This is a genomic window from Massilia sp. IC2-278 (genome assembly GCF_020708045.1).
Taxonomy (GTDB): Bacteria; Pseudomonadota; Gammaproteobacteria; order Burkholderiales; family Burkholderiaceae_D; genus Telluria.
This window is the reverse complement of the sequence record NZ_JAJFES010000015.1, coordinates 113,361-132,577: the sequence shown is the minus strand read 5'-3', so window position 1 is coordinate 132,577 and position 19,217 is coordinate 113,361. Positions and strand designations below refer to the sequence as shown.

18 protein-coding genes and 1 pseudogene are annotated in these 19,217 nt (G+C 65.3%); 9 read left to right on the top strand and 10 right to left on the bottom strand.

What is annotated here, in order from left to right:
• A pseudogene (locus LK540_RS21325) lies at positions 1 to 204 on the top strand (GFA family protein); the annotation flags it as partial.
• Positions 205 to 515: 311 nt separating this feature from the next.
• Here the strand turns inward: LK540_RS21325 and LK540_RS21320 are convergent.
• Positions 516 to 1,394, bottom strand: coding sequence for an alpha/beta fold hydrolase (locus tag LK540_RS21320; RefSeq protein ID WP_229439335.1), 879 nt, complete (start codon positions 1,392 to 1,394; stop codon positions 516 to 518).
• Positions 1,395 to 1,589: 195 nt separating this feature from the next.
• Here LK540_RS21320 and LK540_RS21315 point away from each other — a divergent pair, with 195 nt between their 5' ends.
• Genes LK540_RS21315 through LK540_RS21305 form a run of 3 tightly spaced genes read left to right on the top strand, consistent with a single transcriptional unit; the run spans position 1,590 to position 3,540 of the window.
• Positions 1,590 to 2,114, top strand: a complete 525-nt coding sequence (locus LK540_RS21315) for a gamma carbonic anhydrase family protein (RefSeq protein ID WP_229439334.1) — start codon at positions 1,590 to 1,592, stop codon at positions 2,112 to 2,114.
• A 3-nt stretch (positions 2,115 to 2,117) separates the two neighbouring features.
• Positions 2,118 to 3,074 (top strand): Hsp33 family molecular chaperone HslO, encoded by a 957-nt coding sequence (hslO, locus tag LK540_RS21310; RefSeq protein WP_229439333.1) that lies wholly within the window; start codon positions 2,118 to 2,120, stop codon positions 3,072 to 3,074.
• Positions 3,075 to 3,102: 28 nt separating this feature from the next.
• A complete protein-coding gene (locus LK540_RS21305; protein ID WP_229439332.1) occupies positions 3,103 to 3,540 on the top strand; it encodes a thioesterase family protein in 438 nt (145 codons plus the stop codon).
• 23 nt (positions 3,541 to 3,563) lie between these two features.
• Here the strand turns inward: LK540_RS21305 and LK540_RS21300 are convergent, their stop codons facing one another.
• The 3 genes from LK540_RS21300 to LK540_RS21290 all read right to left on the bottom strand — a co-directional run bounded on the left by LK540_RS21300 (position 3,564) and on the right by LK540_RS21290 (position 6,424).
• Positions 3,564 to 4,181: a hypothetical protein gene (locus LK540_RS21300; RefSeq protein WP_229439331.1), complete on the bottom strand. Its 618-nt coding sequence runs from the start codon at positions 4,179 to 4,181 to the stop codon at positions 3,564 to 3,566.
• A gap of 302 nt (positions 4,182 to 4,483) precedes the next feature.
• Positions 4,484 to 6,046, bottom strand: coding sequence for a magnesium-protoporphyrin IX monomethyl ester anaerobic oxidative cyclase (bchE, locus tag LK540_RS21295; RefSeq protein WP_229439330.1), 1,563 nt, complete (start codon positions 6,044 to 6,046; stop codon positions 4,484 to 4,486).
• Positions 6,047 to 6,121: 75 nt separating this feature from the next.
• On the bottom strand, positions 6,122 to 6,424 hold the full coding sequence (locus tag LK540_RS21290; RefSeq protein WP_229439329.1) for a hypothetical protein: 303 nt from the start codon (positions 6,422 to 6,424) through the stop codon (positions 6,122 to 6,124).
• A 188-nt stretch (positions 6,425 to 6,612) separates the two neighbouring features.
• On the opposite strand from LK540_RS21290, the gene LK540_RS21285 reads away from it, so the two are divergent.
• Positions 6,613 to 7,119 carry a Dps family protein gene (locus LK540_RS21285; protein WP_229439328.1) on the top strand — a complete coding sequence of 169 codons (507 nt, stop codon included), beginning with the start codon at positions 6,613 to 6,615 and terminating at the stop codon, positions 7,117 to 7,119.
• A gap of 98 nt (positions 7,120 to 7,217) precedes the next feature.
• On the opposite strand, the gene LK540_RS21280 is transcribed toward LK540_RS21285, so the two are convergent.
• From LK540_RS21280 to LK540_RS21255, 6 genes are all read right to left on the bottom strand, one after another.
• Entirely contained in the window at positions 7,218 to 7,622 is a 405-nt protein-coding gene (locus LK540_RS21280; protein WP_229439327.1) for a DUF3224 domain-containing protein, read from the bottom strand.
• Between the two features lie 89 nt (positions 7,623 to 7,711).
• A complete protein-coding gene (locus LK540_RS21275) occupies positions 7,712 to 7,951 on the bottom strand; it encodes a hypothetical protein (RefSeq protein ID WP_229439326.1) in 240 nt (79 codons plus the stop codon).
• Positions 7,952 to 7,957: 6 nt separating this feature from the next.
• Positions 7,958 to 8,320 carry a cell division protein FtsB gene (gene ftsB / locus LK540_RS21270; RefSeq protein WP_229439325.1) on the bottom strand — a complete coding sequence of 121 codons (363 nt, stop codon included), beginning with the start codon at positions 8,318 to 8,320 and terminating at the stop codon, positions 7,958 to 7,960.
• Positions 8,321 to 8,407: 87 nt separating this feature from the next.
• The gene (eno, locus tag LK540_RS21265) at positions 8,408 to 9,691 is read right to left on the bottom strand and encodes a phosphopyruvate hydratase (RefSeq protein ID WP_229439324.1); all 1,284 of its coding nucleotides are present in this window, start codon (positions 9,689 to 9,691) and stop codon (positions 8,408 to 8,410) included.
• 106 nt (positions 9,692 to 9,797) lie between these two features.
• Entirely contained in the window at positions 9,798 to 10,655 is an 858-nt protein-coding gene (gene kdsA, locus LK540_RS21260) for a 3-deoxy-8-phosphooctulonate synthase (protein WP_229439323.1), read from the bottom strand.
• Positions 10,652 to 12,337 carry a CTP synthase gene (locus tag LK540_RS21255; protein ID WP_229439322.1) on the bottom strand — a complete coding sequence of 562 codons (1,686 nt, stop codon included), beginning with the start codon at positions 12,335 to 12,337 and terminating at the stop codon, positions 10,652 to 10,654. The genes kdsA and LK540_RS21255 overlap by 4 nt, the downstream gene beginning before the upstream one ends.
• A 257-nt stretch (positions 12,338 to 12,594) precedes the next feature.
• Between LK540_RS21255 and LK540_RS21250 the strand changes: the two genes are divergently transcribed.
• The 4 genes from LK540_RS21250 (at position 12,595) to LK540_RS21235 (ending at position 19,208) form a co-directional block, all read left to right on the top strand.
• Positions 12,595 to 14,265, top strand: a complete 1,671-nt coding sequence (locus LK540_RS21250) for a methyl-accepting chemotaxis protein (RefSeq protein WP_229439321.1) — start codon at positions 12,595 to 12,597, stop codon at positions 14,263 to 14,265.
• Between the two features lie 364 nt (positions 14,266 to 14,629).
• On the top strand, positions 14,630 to 15,919 hold the full coding sequence (locus LK540_RS21245) for a YaiO family outer membrane beta-barrel protein (RefSeq protein ID WP_229439320.1): 1,290 nt from the start codon (positions 14,630 to 14,632) through the stop codon (positions 15,917 to 15,919).
• Between the two features lie 14 nt (positions 15,920 to 15,933).
• The gene (locus LK540_RS21240) at positions 15,934 to 18,249 is read left to right on the top strand and encodes an LTA synthase family protein (protein WP_229439319.1); all 2,316 of its coding nucleotides are present in this window, start codon (positions 15,934 to 15,936) and stop codon (positions 18,247 to 18,249) included.
• The gene (locus LK540_RS21235) at positions 18,246 to 19,208 is read left to right on the top strand and encodes a hypothetical protein (RefSeq protein WP_229439318.1); all 963 of its coding nucleotides are present in this window, start codon (positions 18,246 to 18,248) and stop codon (positions 19,206 to 19,208) included. Before LK540_RS21240 ends, LK540_RS21235 begins: the two co-directional genes overlap by 4 nt.
• Positions 19,209 to 19,217: the final 9 nt, after the last annotated feature.

Sequence of the window (19,217 nt, the reverse complement as noted above, 5' to 3'; positions counted from 1 at the left end):
GGGGCGAGAAGGGATGGGCATTGTTTTTGCCGGGTGTGTGGGATCAATGTGTTTTCGACGGGGGCGCTGGGGCGGTTTGTGGCGGTGACGGTGGCCAGTCTGGATGGTGTGGAGGTGGAAGAATTGGTTTCAGCGCCGGTCAGGTATATCGATGGGGCCAATGATAATTGGGGGACGGCGCCGGTGGAGACGCGGCATTTGTGAGCGTGACGCGGGCGGAAGGTTTGCGGGCGGACGTGGGGCTGTTGCCTGCGCTGTTATTGGTGTTTTGAATCCGCGTGGGCACGGAGTGCCCACCCTACGGGATAGGTCGCGTATCCGCGTTTCGTATGATGTTGCCGTCGATGGGGACACGTTGCGTATCCGCGTTTCGTATGATTTTGGTGTTGGCGGTGACGGTTTTTGTGTGAACTCGCCGATAACGGTAACCGTACGGTGGGCACCCTGTGCCCACGCGGATCATGCATACCCATAACGGCACAGGCGACGGCCCCACCTGCGCCTGCAAACGTGGTTCAACGCCCCAAAAACGCCTCGATCAAGCGCGCCAGCACCTGCGGCTGGTCGTGATGCACCATGTGCCCTGCCCCGGGCACGATATGCGCCTCGACCGACGCCATGTGCGCCAGGCGGCTGTCTACCTCGGCCCGCATCTGGTCCTGCGGCCCCATCCAGCGCCACATGTCCGTCTCGGCGGCTTCGATCCACAGCACCGGCGCCGTGATCTTCTTCCAGATCGCGATCATCTCGTCCAGGTGATACAAGAGCGGCCCGCTCATCTTGTGCACCGGATCGCCCAGGATCTCGTACTCGCCCGCTTCATTGCGCGCCGACCAGTGCTCGGCCAGGAAAGCGGCGCGCTCTTCCGGCAGGCGCGGGTTGGTTTTCTTCAGCCGCGCCGCCACCTCCTCCAGGCTGGCATAGCCGCGCATCACCGGCGGCGTCTTCAGTTCGTCGAGCCAGCGCGCCATGCGCTTCGGCGCCTGCTGCGGCACGCTGCCCTGCAGGCCGATACCCTCTAGGTTGATCAGCTTCGCCACGCGCTCGGGCCGCACGCCCGCATACAGGCTGACGGCATTGCCGCCCATGCTGTGGCCGAGCAGGTTCACCGGCGCGTCCGGGGAATAATGGTCGAGCAGGAAATCGAGGTCGGCCACGTAGTCGGGGAACCAGTAGGTATCGGTCCCGGTCCTTTCGGTCAGGCCGAAGCCGCGCCAGTCGTGGGCGATGACGTGCCAGTCGCCTTCCAGGCAATCGACGATGAACTGGAACGAGGCCGACATATCCATCCAGCCATGCGCCATGAAGAGCTTCGGCGCGCCTTCGCGGCCCCAGTGGCGCACGTGGGTGCGCAGGCCGCGCACGGTGAGGAATTCGGAACGGGATGGTGTCATGGGTCGCTTCGCCAATGAAAGTAATACAGCAGAAAATAGTACGGTCGTTCGGATCAATCGTCCGATTATACGCATGCCGTTGAATTCCTGTCTGCCGTCCCCACTTGGGGGACTTCATCGAAGATCGAGCCAACCCGGCGATGGCGGACGCAAGGGCGTAAAATAGCGGTACACCAACCCTTCCGCGAGCAATCCATGGCGATTTACCAGCTGGGCGAGCATGCGCCCGAGATCGATGCGTCGGCCTTTGTTGCCGATACGGCCAACCTGATCGGCAAAGTCACGCTCGAGGCGAATACCTCGGTGTGGTATGGCGTGACGATCCGCGGCGACAACGAGCGGATCACGATCGGCGAGAACAGCAATGTACAGGAAGGCACGGTCATGCACACCGACATGGGATACCCGCTCACGCTCGGCAAGGGCGTGACCGTCGGCCACCAGGCCATGCTGCATGGCTGCACGGTCGGCGACGGTTCGCTGATCGGCATCCAGGCTGTGATCCTGAACGGCGCAAAGATTGGCAAGGGATGCCTGGTCGGTGCCGGCGCGCTGGTTACCGAGGGCAAGGAATTTCCCGACAACTCGCTCATCATCGGTGCGCCGGCCAAGGCGGTGCGCACCCTCACGGAAGAAGACCTGCTGCGCTTGCAGGCCAATGCCGCCAGTTACGTGGCGCGTGGCCAATTGTTCAAGGCGCAGCTCAAGCAAATCGGATAGACAATGACGACAACGGACACCAAGGACACCCTGCAGAAATTCATCTTCGACAACGCCGCCGTGCGCGGCGAGCTGGTCGAGATTTCCGATACCTGGCGCGAGATCCAGGCCCGCCACGGCTACCCGAAAGCCGTGCGTTCCCTGCTGGGCGAAATGGTAGCCGCAGCCGCCCTGCTCTCGGCCAACCTGAAATTCAACGGCTCGATCGTGATGCAGATCCACGGCGACGGCCCGGTGCGCCTGCTGGTGGTCGAATGCGACGCCGATCTGCGCATCCGCGCCACGGCGAAACTGGCGCCGGATGCCGAGGTGGCCGACGACGCCACCCTGCGCCAGCTGCTCAACGCCAACGGCCAGGGCCGCTTCGTGATCACCCTCGACCCGCTCGACAAGGTGCCGGGCCAGCAGCCCTACCAGGGCATCGTGCCGCTCGACGGCGAGAGCATGGCGACCGTCATCGAGAACTACATGCTGCGTTCCGAGCAGATGGACACGCGCCTGTGGCTGGCGGCCGACGACAAGGTCTCGCGCGGCCTGCTGCTGCAAAAGCTGCCGCGCCACACCGGCAAGGACGACCAGGTGAAACAGGCAAGCGAAGAGGAAGACCTGGAAACCTGGAACCGCGCCGTCATGCTGGGCAGCACGCTGAAACAGGAAGAACTGCTGAGCACCGGCATCGAGACCCTGCTGAACCGCCTGTTCTGGGAAGAGACGATCCGCGTGTTCGACCCGCAGCATCCGCAATTCCACTGCTCCTGCACCCGCGAAAAAGTCGGCAACATGCTGAAAATGCTGGGCAAGCCGGAAGTGGACGCGGCGCTGGCCGACCTGGGCGAACTGGGCATCAACTGCGATTTCTGCGGCAAGCACTACGCCTTCGACAAGGTCGATTGCGCGCAATTGTTCGCCGCCCCGATCGCAGCCGATGCCATGACCCCGGCCGACGACACCAAGCACTGACAGCCACACTGAAACAGGACCGTTGACGATGCGCGACACGCCCCGCTCTGCCTTTCCCCACATCGTCGCCCTGCCGACGCGCTGGATGGACAACGACAGCTATGGGCACGTCAACAACGTCAACTACTACAGCTTCTTCGACACCGCGGTCAATCGCTACCTGATCGACCGCGGCGTGCTCGACATCCACCAGGACGAGGTCGTCGGCTTCGTCGTCGAGACCGGGTGCTCCTACTTCAGTTCCATTTCCTTCCCCGACGTCGTGCACGTGGGCGTGCGCGTGGCCAAGCTCGGTAATTCCAGCGTGCGCTACGAGATCGCGCTATACCGCAACGACGAGGCCATGCCGGCCGCCGCCGGGCATTTCGTGCATGTGTACGTGCACCGGCCGAGCGGCAAATCGGTGCCGATTCCTGAGGGAGCGCGGGCGGTGCTGCAGACCCTCGTTCCACCCGCTGATCTTTAGCCCTGCTGTCTTTAGTCCGGCTGCTAATCGTCAGCAGCGAGTACATCGTCCTTGCGCCGCAAACCTCTGCCGCGCCGTTCAAATTTCGGCTCGGCGAAATCTTGCACACGCTTCACGATGGTTTGCGCAGTAGTGAGCGTTTGCGCCATCGCGGCGGCAACTTCGCGCATGGCGCCGACGGGCGATTCGGGTGGGGCCTGGCCCGATTCGAGTTCGCGCCGCAATACGGATGCCATTTTCCATCGCGCATCGCTTGGCCGGCGCACCCACAGCTCGCGCCATGCATTCCGTGCCTCGCCCATCACCGCCAGCACGAACTGGCGCGGCGATACAGGCCGGCCCTGATACATCAACACATCCCGATCGACCTCGGCGTAATGGTAGCGCTCGTCGTGATACACACGTAGCTCGCTGCCGTGCGCGAGAAACAGGCATTTCCATTGGTAGCCGCCGTGCCTGCGATACATCACAGCGACATCGCGAGAAATTTCCCCGCCCTCACGCGCAGCGATCCATTCCCGGATAGCAAACTCCAGCGCCGCATTTGGCGAAAAGATATTTCCTGAACGCTCTAGATAATCGGCAAGCTCGCGCAGGGCGGGAGAAGCGTGCAAATCCAGCCCTGTATCAAACTGTCTCATTTGGCTCTCTCATTTGTTCTCATCGGTTCTCGTTTGATCTCTGCTATTCAGACAAGTTCAAAAAGGGACCGAATGAGAAGAAATGAGAACACCAAACGAAACAGTTTGAGAGAGGGCGTGATTCAAGCCTCCCCCTCCCCACCTTCTGGATTTTTGGCAGAAAGAACTAGTGGTGCGGAAATCGTTTTAAAGAAAGAGTTCGAAGGATGTTGGCTTCGCGACTTTGCCCAGCCGGTAACGGCAGTGTGCCGGACAGTGCCTTGCAATGCGGCGACTTCGCTCGCCTCGTCTCAGGTGACGTTTCAGGTCAGCTGTTGCTCTTTCCGCCCGGCCTGCACGGCCTGCACGGCCTCGATCGGAATCACGGACCGCTTGCGCTTGACCATCGATTCCTCGTGCTGTTCGAGCGAGGCGCCCCAGAAACGGCGCAGCGTCAGCGTGCTGTTCTTCAGCCGCTTGCCCAGAATGAACTCGGCAATTTCATGGAACCAGACGCGCCGCCCCATGCGCGTGTACCAGCGCATGCCGTGCCGGACGTGACGGTCCTTGCCCAGCAACACGCGCAGGATGGCTTTCGGGCGCAGCTGCATGATGACTTCGATCGACTTCACCCACAGCAAAATGCGCCAGGGCGGCACGCGCGTGGTCTCCAGCACCTGGTGCTTGTAGTCCCATTTCGCGGCATCGGTTTCGATGACCTTGCGCTCCTCGACCGTCTTGAAATACGGCGTCCAGCGATGCGGCGTGACGTACAGCATCTGGATCTGGTCCGGGTCGTAGTGCAGCAGGTGCTTCAGCGAGTGCCAGTAGTCGGCATCGGTTTCCTCCTCGAATCCGACCACGTAGGTGGCCATCGAGATGATGCCGTGCTGGCGCAGCAATCGGATCGCCTGCCGGTCTTCGCTCATGCTCGCGCCCTTCTTGATGGTCTTGAGCATGGCTTCGTCGTAGCTTTCGATGCCCAGCAAGAAGCGCACGACGCCGGCCTGCTTGTACAGGTGCAGGATGTCGGCATCGCGCACGATATCGCCGGCACGCGTCGACCCCACCAGGGTCAGGCCCACGTCTTCCGCGATCAGCGCTTCCAGGAAAGCCTTCCAGGCCTTGCGCGAACCGGTCGGCAGTTCGTCGGCAAAATTGATCAGCGTAACGCCGTGCTCGCGCTTCAGCCGCGCCAGTTCCTTGGCAAATTTCACCGGGTCGCGGTGGCGCCACTGGGTCCAGAAGCCGCGCTGGCCGCAATAGCTGCACAGGTAGGGGCAGCCGCGCGAGAACTGCACGACCACGGCGCGCATGCCGCCCCAGTACGAATAGCGGCTGTGGTCGATCAGCTCCCAGCCGATGCGGTAGTCGTCGAGGTTGCGGATCATCTCGGCCGGCGCGCTGGAGGCCGGCACGCCGCTCGCGCGCCAGGCGATGCCATCCACCGACGCGGGCCCGGCGCCGTCGCGCAGCGCCTGCAGCAGGAGCGTGGCGGTGCGCTCGCCCTCGCCGCGCACGATGTAGTCGACCTGCGGATAGTCGCGCAGAATGTCTTCCCAGTGGTAGGTCGGGTAGACGCCGCCGTACACGACCGTCAAGCCGGGCCTGGCCGACTTCAGGGCAGCGGCAAGGCGCATGATGGTGTCGTGGGCTGAGGTGGAACCGGAGTGCCCCATCAGCACCAGGTCGGGCATGGCGGCCAGCGCCTCGCGCACGATGGCGTCTTCCGGCATCGGGCCGAACTCGGCATCGAGCAGGCGCACCGTGAAGCCGGCGTCGAGCAAAGGCCCGCCGACGCTCAGCAGGCCGAGCGGCGGCAGTTGTTCACGCGGGATGCGGCTTCCGATGGCCGTATGGGGAGGATTGATCAGCAGGACGTTCATCGGCCATGATCATAGCCATTTTATTGCCTGCAAAACTCACCCATTTCCACAAGCCAGAGGCGCAGAGCGCCATCCCTAGCGCAGGTGGGCGATTTCCACCGAGCCGTCTTCATCGAAGATGGGCGAGGTCTTGGCCAGTCGCACCGCGTCGTTGAAGTCGTTGGCACCGATCACGCAATAGCCCGACATGGCGCTGCTGCTGATCTTCGGCCCGAGCAGGCGGGTCGGCACCTCGACGCTGCCCTGGCTGAGGGCGCCCCGGTCGAGCAAGGCCCGGCCCAGCGAATCGAACCAGGATTCCCACTGCAGCGGATCGTGCCGGCGGCCTTCCGCCTCCCCGGCTGTCGATCCCCGAAAAACGATCAGAAACTTGTCCATGCCGCCTCTCCGTGCTGATGTGATCCGAACTGTAGCACCAGCCCGGCAGGCGCGACGCACAGCATCGGCAGCGGCGTGCCCGGTCATTCTTATCGTGCCGCAGGATTTTGCCGCCGGTGCTAAGCTGTGCATTGTTAATAGTGCTACAACTTTCAACAAGCACTGTCACTCACTACAGGAGAACCGCAATGCACATGGATACCGGCATCAGCACCGAAGACCGCGCCAAGATCGTCGAATCGCTCTCGACCGTACTGGCAGACGCCTACATGCTCTACCTGAAGACCCACAACTTCCACTGGAACGTGACCGGCCCGCTGTTCTCGAGCCTGCACGTGATGTTCGAAGAGCAGTACACCGAGCAGTGGAACGCCCTCGACGAGATCGCCGAGCGCATCCGCGCCCTGGGCCACTTCGCCCCGGCCACCTACAAGCGCTACGCCGAGCTGTCGAACATCACCGAAGAGCCGGAAGTGCTCTCGTCGAAGGAAATGATCCGCCAGCTGGTGGAAGGCAACGAGATCCTGATCCGCACCCTGCGCGCAGGCGTGAAGGTCGCCGACGAGCTGGACGACTTCCCGACCGCCGACATGCTGACCACCCGCATGGAAGTGCACGAAAAGAACGCCTGGATGCTGCGCTCCTTCCTGGAGCAAGGCGCCGGCGCGCAACAGGGCGACGCATCGTCGGACTAAGCGGCCGCCCGGCCAAAGCCGCAGCGCGCGCCATGCCCGCTGCGGCTTTTTCTTTTAGCAAATACACGCGCGGGCGCACCGCGCCCGCTGCGGCCCTCTTACAAGTCCGGCAACTCGTAATCGAATTCGTAGAAGTGCTTGCGCTCCTCGATCCGGATACGCATGGTTCCGGCAATCCCCGCCAGTTCCCCCGTTCCCGAATCCGGCACCACACTGATCGCAAGCGCCTGCGCGCCGCGCGCCATCGTGCCGCTGTGCTGGACCACGAAACTGCCGCTGCGCCCTTGCAGGGTGCCGGTCACGCGCTCCACGGCCACGTAGCCGGCCGAGCCTTCGGTGGTGGTCATCGCCGACAGCATCTCGCCCACGCCGCTGCCTTCGAGCTCGCCGTGGTAACGCTTGTCGATTGCCATGCGTCCGGTGGTAACGCCGTTGCGCACCTCGGGCTGGCCCTGGGGCGTCACGGTGACGTCGAACGGTCCTGCGGCATGTTGCTGGCTCATGGTGCCCTCACCTTGTCATGAAGAGATAAGGAACATTCTAGGCCAATCCGCGCGGTTTGCGGAGCCTCGGCATCGCGAGGCGTCGGCTATCAGCCCGGCAGATGCAGGTCGATGACCTTCATGACCGCTAGCGTGGTCTCGAGGTCCATCTCGCCGGAGGCAAAGGCGGCGCGCAGGTCGGCCTGGGGTATGCCGGCAGCCGCGGCCAGGTGCGCCGTTGCCGGGGCGCGCGAGGCGACGTCGAGGGCACCGCGCAGCACGGCGGCGTCGCCGCTGTCGAACGCGCCGGCCAGGTAAGCCGCCAGCTCTTCGAGGGTGTCAAGTGTCATGGAAGTTCAGTGCGTGACGGCGGGCGACCCGTGCCCGCCCTTGTTCTTCGGCGCGGGCGGTGGCGGCGGCACGGTCATCGATTCGACCGGCTTTTCATTATGCCGTAGCACCTGCACGAAGATTTCGTTCTGCTTGATCATGCCCAGTTCCAGGCGCGCGCGTTCCTCGACGGCGCCGAGGCCTTCGCGCAAATCGCGCACTTCGGAATCGAGCTTGGCGTTACGCGCTTTGCGCCCGTCGAGCTGGGCCTGGGCCACGGTCACCTGGTCGCGCAAATCGGCAACGGCCAGCATGCCGCCCTTCCCCAGCCACAGCGGGTACTGGATCAGCAACAGCAGGACGGCAAGGGCAAGCGAAATCAGGCGCATAGATAGTCATACCGGCGTGCGCAGCACGCCGAAAGCATTACATACTGTGATCAACTGGTGCGCCACGGCGCACCAGTCATCTTCCATTTACTTCAGGTTATAGAAAGCGTCGCGGCCAGGGTAGCTGGCAACGTCGCCCAGGTCTTCCTCGATGCGCAGCAGCTGGTTGTACTTCGCCATGCGGTCCGAACGCGACATCGAGCCGGTCTTGATCTGCAGGGCATTCAGTCCAACGGCGATGTCGGCGATGGTCGAATCCTCGGTCTCGCCCGAACGGTGCGAGATCACGGCGGTGTAGCCGGCGCGCTTGGCCATCTCGATGGCGGCGAAGGTCTCGGTCAGGGTGCCGATCTGGTTGATCTTGATGAGGATCGAGTTGGCGATGCCCTTCGAGATGCCTTCTTTCAGGATCTTGGTGTTGGTGACGAACAGGTCGTCGCCCACCAGCTGCACGCGCTTGCCCAGGGCTTGCGTCAGGATGCCCCAGCCTTCCCAGTCGCCTTCGTGCATCGCGTCCTCGATCGAGATGATCGGGTACTTGTCGACCCAGGTCGCGAGCATGTTGGTGAAGTCGGTCGACGACAGGGTCAGGCCCTCGCCTTCCAGGTGGTACTTGCCGTCCTTGTAGAACTCGCTGGCCGCGCAATCGAGGCCGATGGCGATGTCGGTGCCGGCCTGGTAGCCGGCCTGCTCGATCGCTTCCATGATCAGCTTGATCGCTTCCTCATGGTTCGCCACCGACGGGGCAAAGCCGCCTTCGTCGCCGACGGCCGTGTTCAGGCCTTTCGCATGCAGGATCTTCTTCAGGGTGTGGAACACCTCGGCGCCGTAGCGGATGGCTTCCTTGAACGACGGTGCGCCGATCGGGATGATCATGAATTCCTGGATGTCCAGGTTGTTGTCGGCGTGGGCGCCGCCGTTGATGACGTTCATCATCGGCACCGGCATCTGCATCGCGCCCGAACCGCCGAAGTAGCGGTACAGCGGCAGGCCGGCTTCTTCAGCGGCAGCCTTGGCAACGGCCATCGACACCGCCAGCATCGCGTTCGCGCCCAGGCGGCTCTTGTTCTCGGTGCCGTCCAGGTCGATCAGGGTGCGGTCCAGGAAGGCCTGTTCGTTGGCGTCCAGGCCCATGATGGCTTCGCTGATCTCGGTATTGATGTTCTCGCAGGCTTGCAGCACGCCCTTGCCGAAGTAACGCTTCGGATCGCCGTCACGCAGTTCGATCGCTTCGCGCGAACCGGTGGATGCGCCCGACGGCACGGCGGCACGGCCCATCACGCCCGATTCGAGCAGCACGTCGCATTCGACGGTCGGATTGCCGCGCGAGTCGATGATCTCGCGGCCGATAATATCAACGATAGCACTCATGTTTCAGTCTCCGGAAAGTAGAAAAATCGTCTCGCAGATGCAAGTCGAGGCGCCTCAGGGGCGCCTCGACTACAAGCATCTTTCACTAAATACTAATCACTCAGGCTCAAGCCTTGAAGCTGTTCTCGAGGAAGCCGGTACGCTTCACCACGCGGTCGATCTCGACCAGGGTGGTCAGCAATTCCTTCATGCGGCCCAGCGGCACGGCGTTCGGACCGTCGGACAAGGCGTTCGCCGGGTCCGGGTGGGTTTCCATGAACAGGCCGGCCACGCCGGCGGCCACCGCCGCGCGCGACAGCACCGGCACGTGCTCGCGCTGGCCGCCCGACGAGGTGCCCTGGCCGCCCGGCAGCTGCACCGAGTGGGTGGCGTCGAACACGATCGGACAGTTCGATTCGCGCATGATGGCGAGCGAACGCATGTCCGACACCAGGTTGTTGTAGCCGAACGAGGCGCCGCGTTCGCAGGCCATGAAGTTATCTTCCGGCAGGCCGGCTTCGCGCGCGGCGGCGCGGGCCTTGTCGATCACGTTCTTCATGTCGCCCGGGGCCAGGAACTGGCCCTTCTTGATGTTCACCGGCTTGCCCGAACGGGCGCAGGCGTTGATGAAGTCGGTCTGGCGGCACAGGAAGGCCGGGGTCTGCAGCACGTCGACGATGCTCGCCACTTCGGGGATCATCTCTTCGTCGTGGACGTCGGTGAGCACCGGCACGCCGAGCGTCTTGCGCACGTCGGCCAGGATCTCCAGGCCCTTTTCGCGGCCGGGGCCGCGGAAGGATTTGCCCGACGAGCGGTTCGCCTTGTCGAACGAGGATTTATAGATGAACGGGATGCCGAGGGCTTCGGTCATTTCCTTCAGGGCGCCGGCGGTGTCCATCGCCATCTGGCGCGACTCGATCACGCAGGTGCCGGCGATCAGGAAGATCGGGTGGTCCTGGCCTACTTCGAAACCGCAAAGTTTCATGCTGCATCTCCTTGCAATACTGGCGTGTTCGCCGCGGTCTTGTCATTGCCGGCCTGGTGTGCCAGGGCCGCGCGGATGAAGGACGAGAACAGCGGATGGCCGCTGCGCGGGGTCGACTTGAATTCAGGGTGGAACTGTACGCCCATGTACCACGGGTGCGAATTTTCACCCTCACGCGGCAGTTCCATGATCTCGCACAGGTCTTCGTTCGGGGTGCGCGCTGCCACCACCATGCCGGCCGCTTCCACCTTCGGTAGGTAGTGGTTGTTGGCTTCGTAGCGGTGACGGTGACGCTCGGTGACGACGCTGCCGTAGATCTCGGCGGCCAGCGTGCCCGGCTTCACCGCGCAGGTCTGGGCGCCCAGGCGCATCGTACCACCGAGGTCCGAGTTCTCGTCGCGCTGCTCGACCTTGCCGTCGTGGTTCTGCCATTCGTTGATCAGGGCGACGACCGGCTGGTCGGTTTCCAGGTCGAACTCGGTGGAGTTCGCGTTCGGCAGGTTCGCCATGTGGCGCGCGTATTCGATCAGCGCCACCTGCATGCCCAGGCAGATGCCGAGGTAAGGGATCTTCTGTTCGCGGGCATAGCGCGCGGCCATGATCTTGCCTTCCACGCCGCGCTTGCCGAAGCCGCCCGGCACCAGGATGGCGTCGTACTTGGCCAGCACTTCGCAGCCCTTGCTCTCGATTTCTTCCGAATCCAGGTACTCGATGTTGACGCGGCTTTCGGTGTGGATGCCGGCGTGGCGCAGCGCTTCGGTCAGCGACTTGTACGACTCGGTCAGGTCGACGTACTTGCCGACCATGCCGATGGTGACTTCGTGCTTCGGGTTTTCCAGCGTGTGGATCAGCTTGGTCCACATCGACAGGTCGGCCTTCGGCGCTTCCAGGCCCAGGGCTTCGAGGATGATGTCGTCCAGGCCCTGGTCGTGCAGCACCTGCGGCACCTTATAGATGGTGTCCACGTCCCACACGGAGATGACGGCCTGCTCTTCGACGTTGGCGAACAGCGAAATCTTGGCGCGTTCGTCGTCCGGGATGCGGCGGTCGGCGCGGCACAGCAGCGCGTTCGGCGAAATGCCGATCTCGCGCAGCTTCTGCACGCTGTGCTGGGTCGGCTTGGTTTTCAGTTCGCCGGCCGAGGCGATGTACGGCACCAGGGTCAGGTGGACAAAGGCGGCGCCCTTGCGGCCCGAGCGCAGCGACAGCTGGCGCGCGGCTTCCAGGAAGGGCAGCGATTCGATGTCGCCGACGGTGCCGCCGATTTCGACCAGCGCCACGTCCACGCCTTCGGCGCCGCGGCGGATGTAGTCCTGGATTTCGTTGGTGATGTGCGGGATCACCTGCACGGTCTTGCCGAGGTACTCGCCGCGGCGTTCCTTGCGGATGACGGACTCGTAGATCTGGCCGGTGGTGAAGTTGTTCACCTTTTTCATGCGGGTGCTGATGAAGCGCTCGTAGTGGCCGAGGTCGAGGTCGGTCTCGGCGCCATCGTCGGTGACGAAGACTTCACCGTGCTGCATCGGGCTCATCGTGCCCGGATCGACGTTGATATACGGGTCGAGCTTGAGCATGGTGACTTTGAGGCCGCGCGATTCGAGGATCGCGGCAAGGGAAGCGGCCGCGATCCCTTTACCCAGGGAAGACACGACGCCGCCAGTGACGAATACAAATTTGGTCATTGTGCTGAAGGTGCCGAACGGCACGCGCGGGAAATTGAAATTATACCTTAAACACGCAAATACTTCTTCTTATCAAGCTGGTAAGGGCCGGCCACGCCTCGATTGCGGTACGCGTTTTTTGACAAACAAATGTTTCATTTTGATAACAAGTGTCGGGAAAGCGACATTTTGGTGCAGTTTGAATTCGAAAGAAACAAACATTTCCGTAAATCAAGCTACGATATTTCGATCCTTCAACCCGTATAGGCAAGACAGCAATGGGCTTCCTGAAACACCTGAATATCGGCAAACGGCTGGCCATCGGCTTTGCCCTCACCCTGGCCATGGCGGTCCTGATCGCCTCGGCCGGCATCTGGCGCCTGCAGCACGTGGCCGCCGGCACGCAAACCATTCTGGCGCAGCCGCTGGCAAAGGAGCGCATGATTACCGAGTGGTACACGCAGATCTTCTCGGCCGTGCGCCGCACCGCCGCCATCGTGAAAAGCAGCGACCCGGCCCTCGGCCCCTACTTCAAGGAAGACGCGGCGCTGAGCGCCAAGGTCTCGGCCGAGCTGGTAGCCCGGATCGAGCCGCTGATCGCCGGCCCGGAAGAAACCGCGCTGTTCGCCAAGATCGGCGAGCAGCGCAAGCTGTACAGCAAGGCGCGCGACAGCGCCGTCAAGGCCAAGGCCGACGGCGACCAGGAACTCGCCACCAATATCCTCGACGAATCCTTCACCCCGACTGCCCGTGCCTACCAGGAATCGGTGCAGCAGCTGGTCGCCATGCAGCACGGCCACATCACGCGCATGGCCGAAGACATCCAGGCCACCGCCCGCTTCGGCACCACCCTGATCGCGGTGCTGACCGCGTGCTCGGTACTGCTCGGCGCCCTCGCCTCCTGGCTGCTCACGCGCGGCATCGTGCTTCCGATCCGCGAAGCCGTGGAACTGGCCGAAACCGTGGCCAGCGGCGACCTGACGCGCCGCATCGAGTCGAACGCGCGCGACGAAACCGGCGCCCTGCTGCGCGCCCTGCGCCACATGAACGACAGCCTGGTGAACATCGTCGGCCAGGTGCGCAGCGGCACCGAGACCATTTCCGGCGCCTCGGGTGAAATCGCCGCCGGCAACCTGGATCTGTCGGCACGCACCGAGCAGCAGGCCTCGGCGCTGGAACAAACCGCCGCCTCGATGGAAGAGCTGACCGGCACCGTGCGCCAGAACGCCGACAACGCGCGCCAGGCCAACCAGCTGGCGCAGACCGCGTCGAACGTGGCCGTGGACGGCGGCGCCGTGGTGAGCCAGGTGATCGCGACCATGGGTTCGATCAACGCCTCCTCGCGCAAGATCGTCGACATCATCGGCGTGATCGACGGGATCGCCTTCCAGACCAACATCCTGGCCCTGAACGCGGCCGTGGAAGCGGCGCGCGCCGGCGAGCAGGGGCGCGGTTTCGCGGTGGTGGCGTCCGAAGTGCGTACGCTGGCCCAGCGCTCGGCGGCGGCGGCCAAGGAAATCAAGACCCTGATCGGCGACTCGGTCGGGAAGGTCGACGCCGGCACCAAACTGGTCGACCAGGCCGGCGCGACCATGGAGCAGGTGGTGGAGGCGATCCGCCGCGTGACCGACATCATGGGCGAGATCACCCACGCCAGCCTTGAACAGACCGGCGGCATCGAGCAGGTGAACGCGGCCATCGGGCAGATGGACGAAGCGACCCAGCAAAATGCGGCGCTGGTCGAGGAAGCGGCAGCGGCGGCGGGCGCGATGCGCGAGCAGGCGGCGAAACTGGCCGAGGTGGTGGGCGTGTTCAAGGTGGAGGGGCGTGCGGGGCTTGCGGCGCCGGTGCCTGCGCCTGCGCCAGTTAGGCAGCTGGCGCGTGCGGCCAAGCCGAAAGCGGCTGTCCCGGCCAAGACCATCGCCACCGAAGAGTGGGAAGCGTTTTAATCGTAGGGTGGACGGGTTCCCCGTCCACGCGTCGACCGTTATCGCCTCCCGCTCCGGCTCGACGATCTCGCCAATAGCCAAGACGTAGGGTGGGCACTTGTGCCCACGCGGTGATCCGCATGCGTTATCGGGGCTGTTGCCTGCCCCGCTATCGGTCCGCATGATCCGCGTGGGCACGGGGTGCCCACCCTACGGGAGACGTTCCTGGCTCGCGGCACGGGAACCCGAATACGTTCCTGGCTCGCGACGCGGAAACCCGGCGCCGTTCCGGACTCGCGGTTACACCCCACAGACAACCGTACACGTCTTGACGCTCCCCGGCCGCTCGGGCAGAGTTGCGCCACGTATCACTCCGCGCCTTCCCATGGTTATCGATTTCCAGCCTCCCCCGCACGCCACCGAACACGTCCAGCCCGCCAGCAACGCCTCCTTCGACGAACAGTACGAACAGGCCCGCACCCTGGCCAACAATGGCCAGCCGGCCCTGGCCGTGGCAGCCTACAACGCCCTCCTGGCCCGTTCCCCCGGCAACGTCGACGTCCTGCTCGGCCGCGGCATCGCCTACACGCGTCTGGAGCGCTGGGCCGAGGGCCAGGCCGACCTGGAAGCGGCGGCGAAAGCCTCGCCGGACTACGCCGATGTCTGGCTCGCGCTCGGCAACCTGCACCAGTGGCACGGCCAGCCCGAGCCGGCCATTGCCGCCTACAGCCGCCTGGTCGCGCTGCGCCCGGATGACGCCGCCAGCTGGCTGGCTCGCGCCCGCGCCTGGCGCGCCGCCGGCAAGCTGCCGGAAGCCCGCGCCGATCTGGCGCGGGCGCGCACGGCCGGCGGCAACGCGGCCGAGATCGACGCCTTCGACGCCGCCCTCGCCCCTGCCGCGGACCCTGCCCCGGACACCGCCGCCATCGCCGCCATCTCGCCCCAGCCACGCGCCGGCAACCCGGAAGCGGCGCTGGCCGCCGGCTACACCTGGGCCGCCAGCCTGTCGGGCAGCTGGACTGACGTGGGCCCCGGCCCACGCTGGAACGACCAGACCGCCAGCGTGCGCCACTACACGCAGCGCGGCTCGATCGGCTTCGAGACCCTGCGCGCGCACCGCTTCGACCAGTCCGGCTACGCCTGGGCGCTGGACGCCTATGCCGACCTGTGGAACGGCGCCTACGCCAACCTGCGCTACCAGCGCGCCCCGGCGGCACGCCTGTTCCCGGAAAACGCGGGCCGCATCGAAGTCTGGCAGTCGCTCGGGGGCGGCTGGGAAGCCTCGCTCAGCGACGACGTGCTGGGCTTCGATTCGCGCGTGAACATCTACGGCGTTAGCCTGGCCAGGTACGTCGGCAACTGGTACATCCAGCTGCGCCACCAGAACATCGTGTCCGAAGGCTCGCACGGCAGCGGCGACCGCCTGCTGGCGCGCTATTACTATGCCGGCGACGCCGACAGCTACATCGAAGCCACGGCCAACCGCGGCCGCAGCGACGACCCGCTGTCCCTGGCCGGCGGCCGTGCGCGGTCCGGCGGCGGCAGCCTGACCTGGGTGCGCTACTGGTCGCGCGACTGGGGCAGCAAGATCGGCGCCAGCTTCTCGCACGATTCGGGAGACGGCAACGGCGCGCGCGAACGCGGCGTCTCCTTCGGGCTGTACCGCCGGTGGTAAGCGGGCGCCCTTCCATGGCCGAGCGCCTGGGACGCGCGCTCGCCTTTCCGCTGCAAGCCTTGCCGGCCCTGGTGGCGGCCTGGTTCTGCCTGCGCGTCGCCGAGGCTATCCACGCCAGCGGCGCCGGCGTGCCGCAATCGAGCCTGTTCGGCGCGGGCCTGGGCAACGACCTGCTGTCGCTGCTGCGCTTCGCCTGCGTGTTCCTGCTCGGCGCCCTGCCGCTGGCCCTGATTCCCTCGCCGCGCTGGCGCAGCGCCGCCCTCGGCCTGCTGTGGAGCGTGCTGCTGCTGGCCCATGCCGCCCTGCTGCAATACCACTGGGTCGCGGGCGTGCCGCTCGGCGCCGATTTGTTCGCGTATTCGGCGAGCGAAGTCGGTGCCACGGTTGCCGGCGGCTGGGCCCTGAGTCCGCTGCTGGGCGTGGCCACGATGGCGGCGCTGGCCTGCCTGTGGACGCTGCTCGCACTGAGCGTGCGCCCCTGGTGGCCGCGCGCGGGCGCGCGCGCAGGCTACCTTGTCGTGGCGGCGAGCCTGCTGGCCCACGTCCTGCTGCCGCAGCGCTTCGCGCCGCCGGTGGCGCGCACCGACGCCGACCTCGACTACCTGCTGAACAAGACCGCCTTCTTCATCGACAGCAACCTGGCGCGCCTGCATGACAGCGTCGCACCGGTCGCGCCGCACGCCAAGGCGCAAACGCCCTGGTCCGGCCAGGACCCGCGCTACCCCTTCGTGCACGCCGAGCGCACGCCCGACACCCTCGGCCCGCTGCTGCACACGCGCCCCGGCACGCCGCCGCCGAAGCTGGTCTTCGTCATCGTCGAAGGCCTGGGCCGCAGCTTTTCCGGTCCCGGCGCGCGCCTGGGCAGCTTCACGCCCTTCCTCGACGAGCTGGCCGGGCGCAGCCTGTACTTCGAAAACTTCCTGTCCGGCCAGGGCCGCACCTTCGGCGTGCTGACCACGGTCTTCGGCTCCCTCCCCTTCGGCGAGAACGGCCTGGCCGCGCTCGGCGACAGGCTGCCGCGCCACGACTCGCTGCTGTCGGTCCTGAAAAGCCAGGGCTACGGGCTGCGCTTCTATTCCGGCTCGAACCTGGAATTCGACAACGAAGGCGTCTTCCTGCGCCAACAGGGCGTGGACACGATCGTCAGCGAACGCGATTTCGGCCCGCCCTACCGGCGCAGCAACGACTGGGGCTACGCCGACCGCGATTTGATGGAAGTGGCCGCCGCACGCGAAGCGAAAGCGCCCGCCGGCCCGGCGGTCGCGATCGTCCAGACCACCAGCATGCACAGCCCCTTCACCTTCCCCGGCAAGGAAGCCTGGCTGCGCCGCGTCGACGAGCGCCTGGCGCAACTGAAGCTCGCGCTTGCCCCGGTCCACCAGAACAACCGCGACATCTTCGCCAGCATCCTGTACACCGACGACGCCCTGCGCCTGTTCTTCGAGCGCGCCGCGCAGCTGCCGGACTACGCGAACACCATCTTCATCGTCACCGGCGACCACCGCCTGCCCGAGCTGCCGATGGACACGCGCATCGAGCGCTACCACGTGCCGCTGATCGTGCATTCGCCGCTGCTCAAAAAGCCGCTGTTGGTCAAGTCCATCTCCTCGCAGTTCGACATCGCGCCCTCGCTGCTGGCCTACCTGGCCAACCGCCATGGCCTGAAGTCGCCGCAGGACGTGACCTGGATCGGCACCGGCCTCGATACCGAGCCCGCCTTCCGCAACCTGCACGTGATCCCGCTGAAGCAGACCAAGACCGAGATGAGCGACTTCGTCTCGGGTACCGCCTACCTGGCGCAGAACCGGCTCTACACCATCGGCGACGGCATGCAGCTCGACCGCAACGGCGACGCCGGCGCCCTGGCGCGCGCCCAGGCCCAGTTCCGCGACTTCCTGGAAGCGAACGCCATCGCCGGGCGCAGCGCCGAACTGCGGCCGCAAAGCGATGCGCGCCTGGCCGGCTACGGCGGCGAACGTACGCTACGCGGCACCGCGCTGGCGGCGAATGCCGGCGACCTGGGCGTGACGAAGCTGCGCCGCGCCGCCGGCGCCGGCGTCGTGTTCGAAGCCACCTTCACCAACCACGGCGCCGATGCCTCGCCGGCCTTTGTGCCGCTGCTGGTGATCACCGACGAGCACGGGCTGGAGCTGCTCGAAACCGCCGCCCCGGCGCGCTCGCTGGCGCCGGGAGAAACGGCGACGATCGCCCTGCGCCCGGACCTGCGCAAGGTGGCGCCGGGCAGCTACTTCGTCTCGGTCCTGCCCTCGCACCCCGACACCGGCCGCCCGCTCGGCGTCGGCCAATACCATGTGGAGACGCGCCTGTGAAACGTTTTTTTGCCATCCTGTCGCTGGCGCTGGTCTCCCTGGGCGCCCAGGCCGCCGAGCGCATCGGCCCGCGCGCCATCTGGACCTGGGAAGAAGACTCGTACGCGATGCTGGACGACCCGGCCACGGCCGGCCGCGCCATCGGCTTCCTGCAATCGAAGGGAATCGGCACCGTCTTCCTGTACGCCGACGCCTTCGGCAAGCGCAACGCGATCGCAGACCAGCCCCAGCTCTACCGGCGCCTGGTGCGGCGCCTGCATGCGTCCGGCCTGAAGGCCTACGCCCTGCTCGGCTCGGGCTACCTGAATACCGAGCGCTACGTGCTGCCCCGGCACCGCAAGGAAGCCCTGGCCATGCTGCAGCGCGTCCTCGACTACAACAAGGCGGCCGCGCCCGAGGAACGCTTCGACGGCATCAACGTCGACATCGAGCCGCACATCCTCGACGAGTGGTCGACCCGCAAGGTGGCGCTGCTGGGCGAATTCGTGGCGCTGTCGGATGCGCTGATGGAGGCCAAGCGCGCCTCCGGCCAGGCCCTGCCGATGGGGCCGGCGATCCCGTTCTGGCTCGACGGCCTGCACATCGAATGGAAGGGGCAAACCAAGCCGGTAAGCCAGCACGTGCAGGACATCTACGACTACGTGGCGCTGATGGACTACCGCGACAAGGCGGCCGGAGGCGACGGTATCGTCAGCCATGCGATGGACGAGCTGCGCTACGCCGAGCGCATCGAGAAGCGCGTGCTGATCGGCGTCGAGACGCTGCCGAACGCGATCAAGAAGGTCTCCTTCCACCACCTGAAGGAAGCCGACATGGAGCGCGAACTCGGCGCGACGGCGCGCAGCGTGGGCGCGATGCAGCCCTTCGGGGGCTTCGTGATCCACCACTACGGCTCCTACCGCAGGTGGCTGGAACGCGCCGCAATCGACGCGGCGGCGGGCGAGACAGGCAGTAAATAAGGGCGGCTG

What these genes read in the sequence shown, in the direction of transcription:
- LK540_RS21300 (WP_229439331.1), bottom strand. Translation starts at nt 4,181, where the DNA reads ATGAGACAGTTTGATACAGGGCTGGATTTGCACGCTTCTCCCGCCCTG.
- LK540_RS21320 (WP_229439335.1), bottom strand. Translation starts at nt 1,394, where the DNA reads ATGACACCATCCCGTTCCGAATTCCTCACCGTGCGCGGCCTGCGCACC.
- bchE (WP_229439330.1), bottom strand. Translation starts at nt 6,046, where the DNA reads ATGAACGTCCTGCTGATCAATCCTCCCCATACGGCCATCGGAAGCCGC.
- LK540_RS21275 (WP_229439326.1), bottom strand. Translation starts at nt 7,951, where the DNA reads ATGACACTTGACACCCTCGAAGAGCTGGCGGCTTACCTGGCCGGCGCG.
- LK540_RS21305 (WP_229439332.1), top strand. Translation starts at nt 3,103, where the DNA reads ATGCGCGACACGCCCCGCTCTGCCTTTCCCCACATCGTCGCCCTGCCG.
- kdsA (WP_229439323.1), bottom strand. Translation starts at nt 10,655, where the DNA reads ATGAAACTTTGCGGTTTCGAAGTAGGCCAGGACCACCCGATCTTCCTG.
- LK540_RS21285 (WP_229439328.1), top strand. Translation starts at nt 6,613, where the DNA reads ATGCACATGGATACCGGCATCAGCACCGAAGACCGCGCCAAGATCGTC.
- LK540_RS21315 (WP_229439334.1), top strand. Translation starts at nt 1,590, where the DNA reads ATGGCGATTTACCAGCTGGGCGAGCATGCGCCCGAGATCGATGCGTCG.
- LK540_RS21280 (WP_229439327.1), bottom strand. Translation starts at nt 7,622, where the DNA reads ATGAGCCAGCAACATGCCGCAGGACCGTTCGACGTCACCGTGACGCCC.
- LK540_RS21250 (WP_229439321.1), top strand. Translation starts at nt 12,595, where the DNA reads ATGGGCTTCCTGAAACACCTGAATATCGGCAAACGGCTGGCCATCGGC.
- LK540_RS21245 (WP_229439320.1), top strand. Translation starts at nt 14,630, where the DNA reads ATGGTTATCGATTTCCAGCCTCCCCCGCACGCCACCGAACACGTCCAG.
- eno (WP_229439324.1), bottom strand. Translation starts at nt 9,691, where the DNA reads ATGAGTGCTATCGTTGATATTATCGGCCGCGAGATCATCGACTCGCGC.
- LK540_RS21240 (WP_229439319.1), top strand. Translation starts at nt 15,934, where the DNA reads ATGGCCGAGCGCCTGGGACGCGCGCTCGCCTTTCCGCTGCAAGCCTTG.
- ftsB (WP_229439325.1), bottom strand. Translation starts at nt 8,320, where the DNA reads ATGCGCCTGATTTCGCTTGCCCTTGCCGTCCTGCTGTTGCTGATCCAG.
- LK540_RS21290 (WP_229439329.1), bottom strand. Translation starts at nt 6,424, where the DNA reads ATGGACAAGTTTCTGATCGTTTTTCGGGGATCGACAGCCGGGGAGGCG.
- hslO (WP_229439333.1), top strand. Translation starts at nt 2,118, where the DNA reads ATGACGACAACGGACACCAAGGACACCCTGCAGAAATTCATCTTCGAC.
- LK540_RS21255 (WP_229439322.1), bottom strand. Translation starts at nt 12,337, where the DNA reads ATGACCAAATTTGTATTCGTCACTGGCGGCGTCGTGTCTTCCCTGGGT.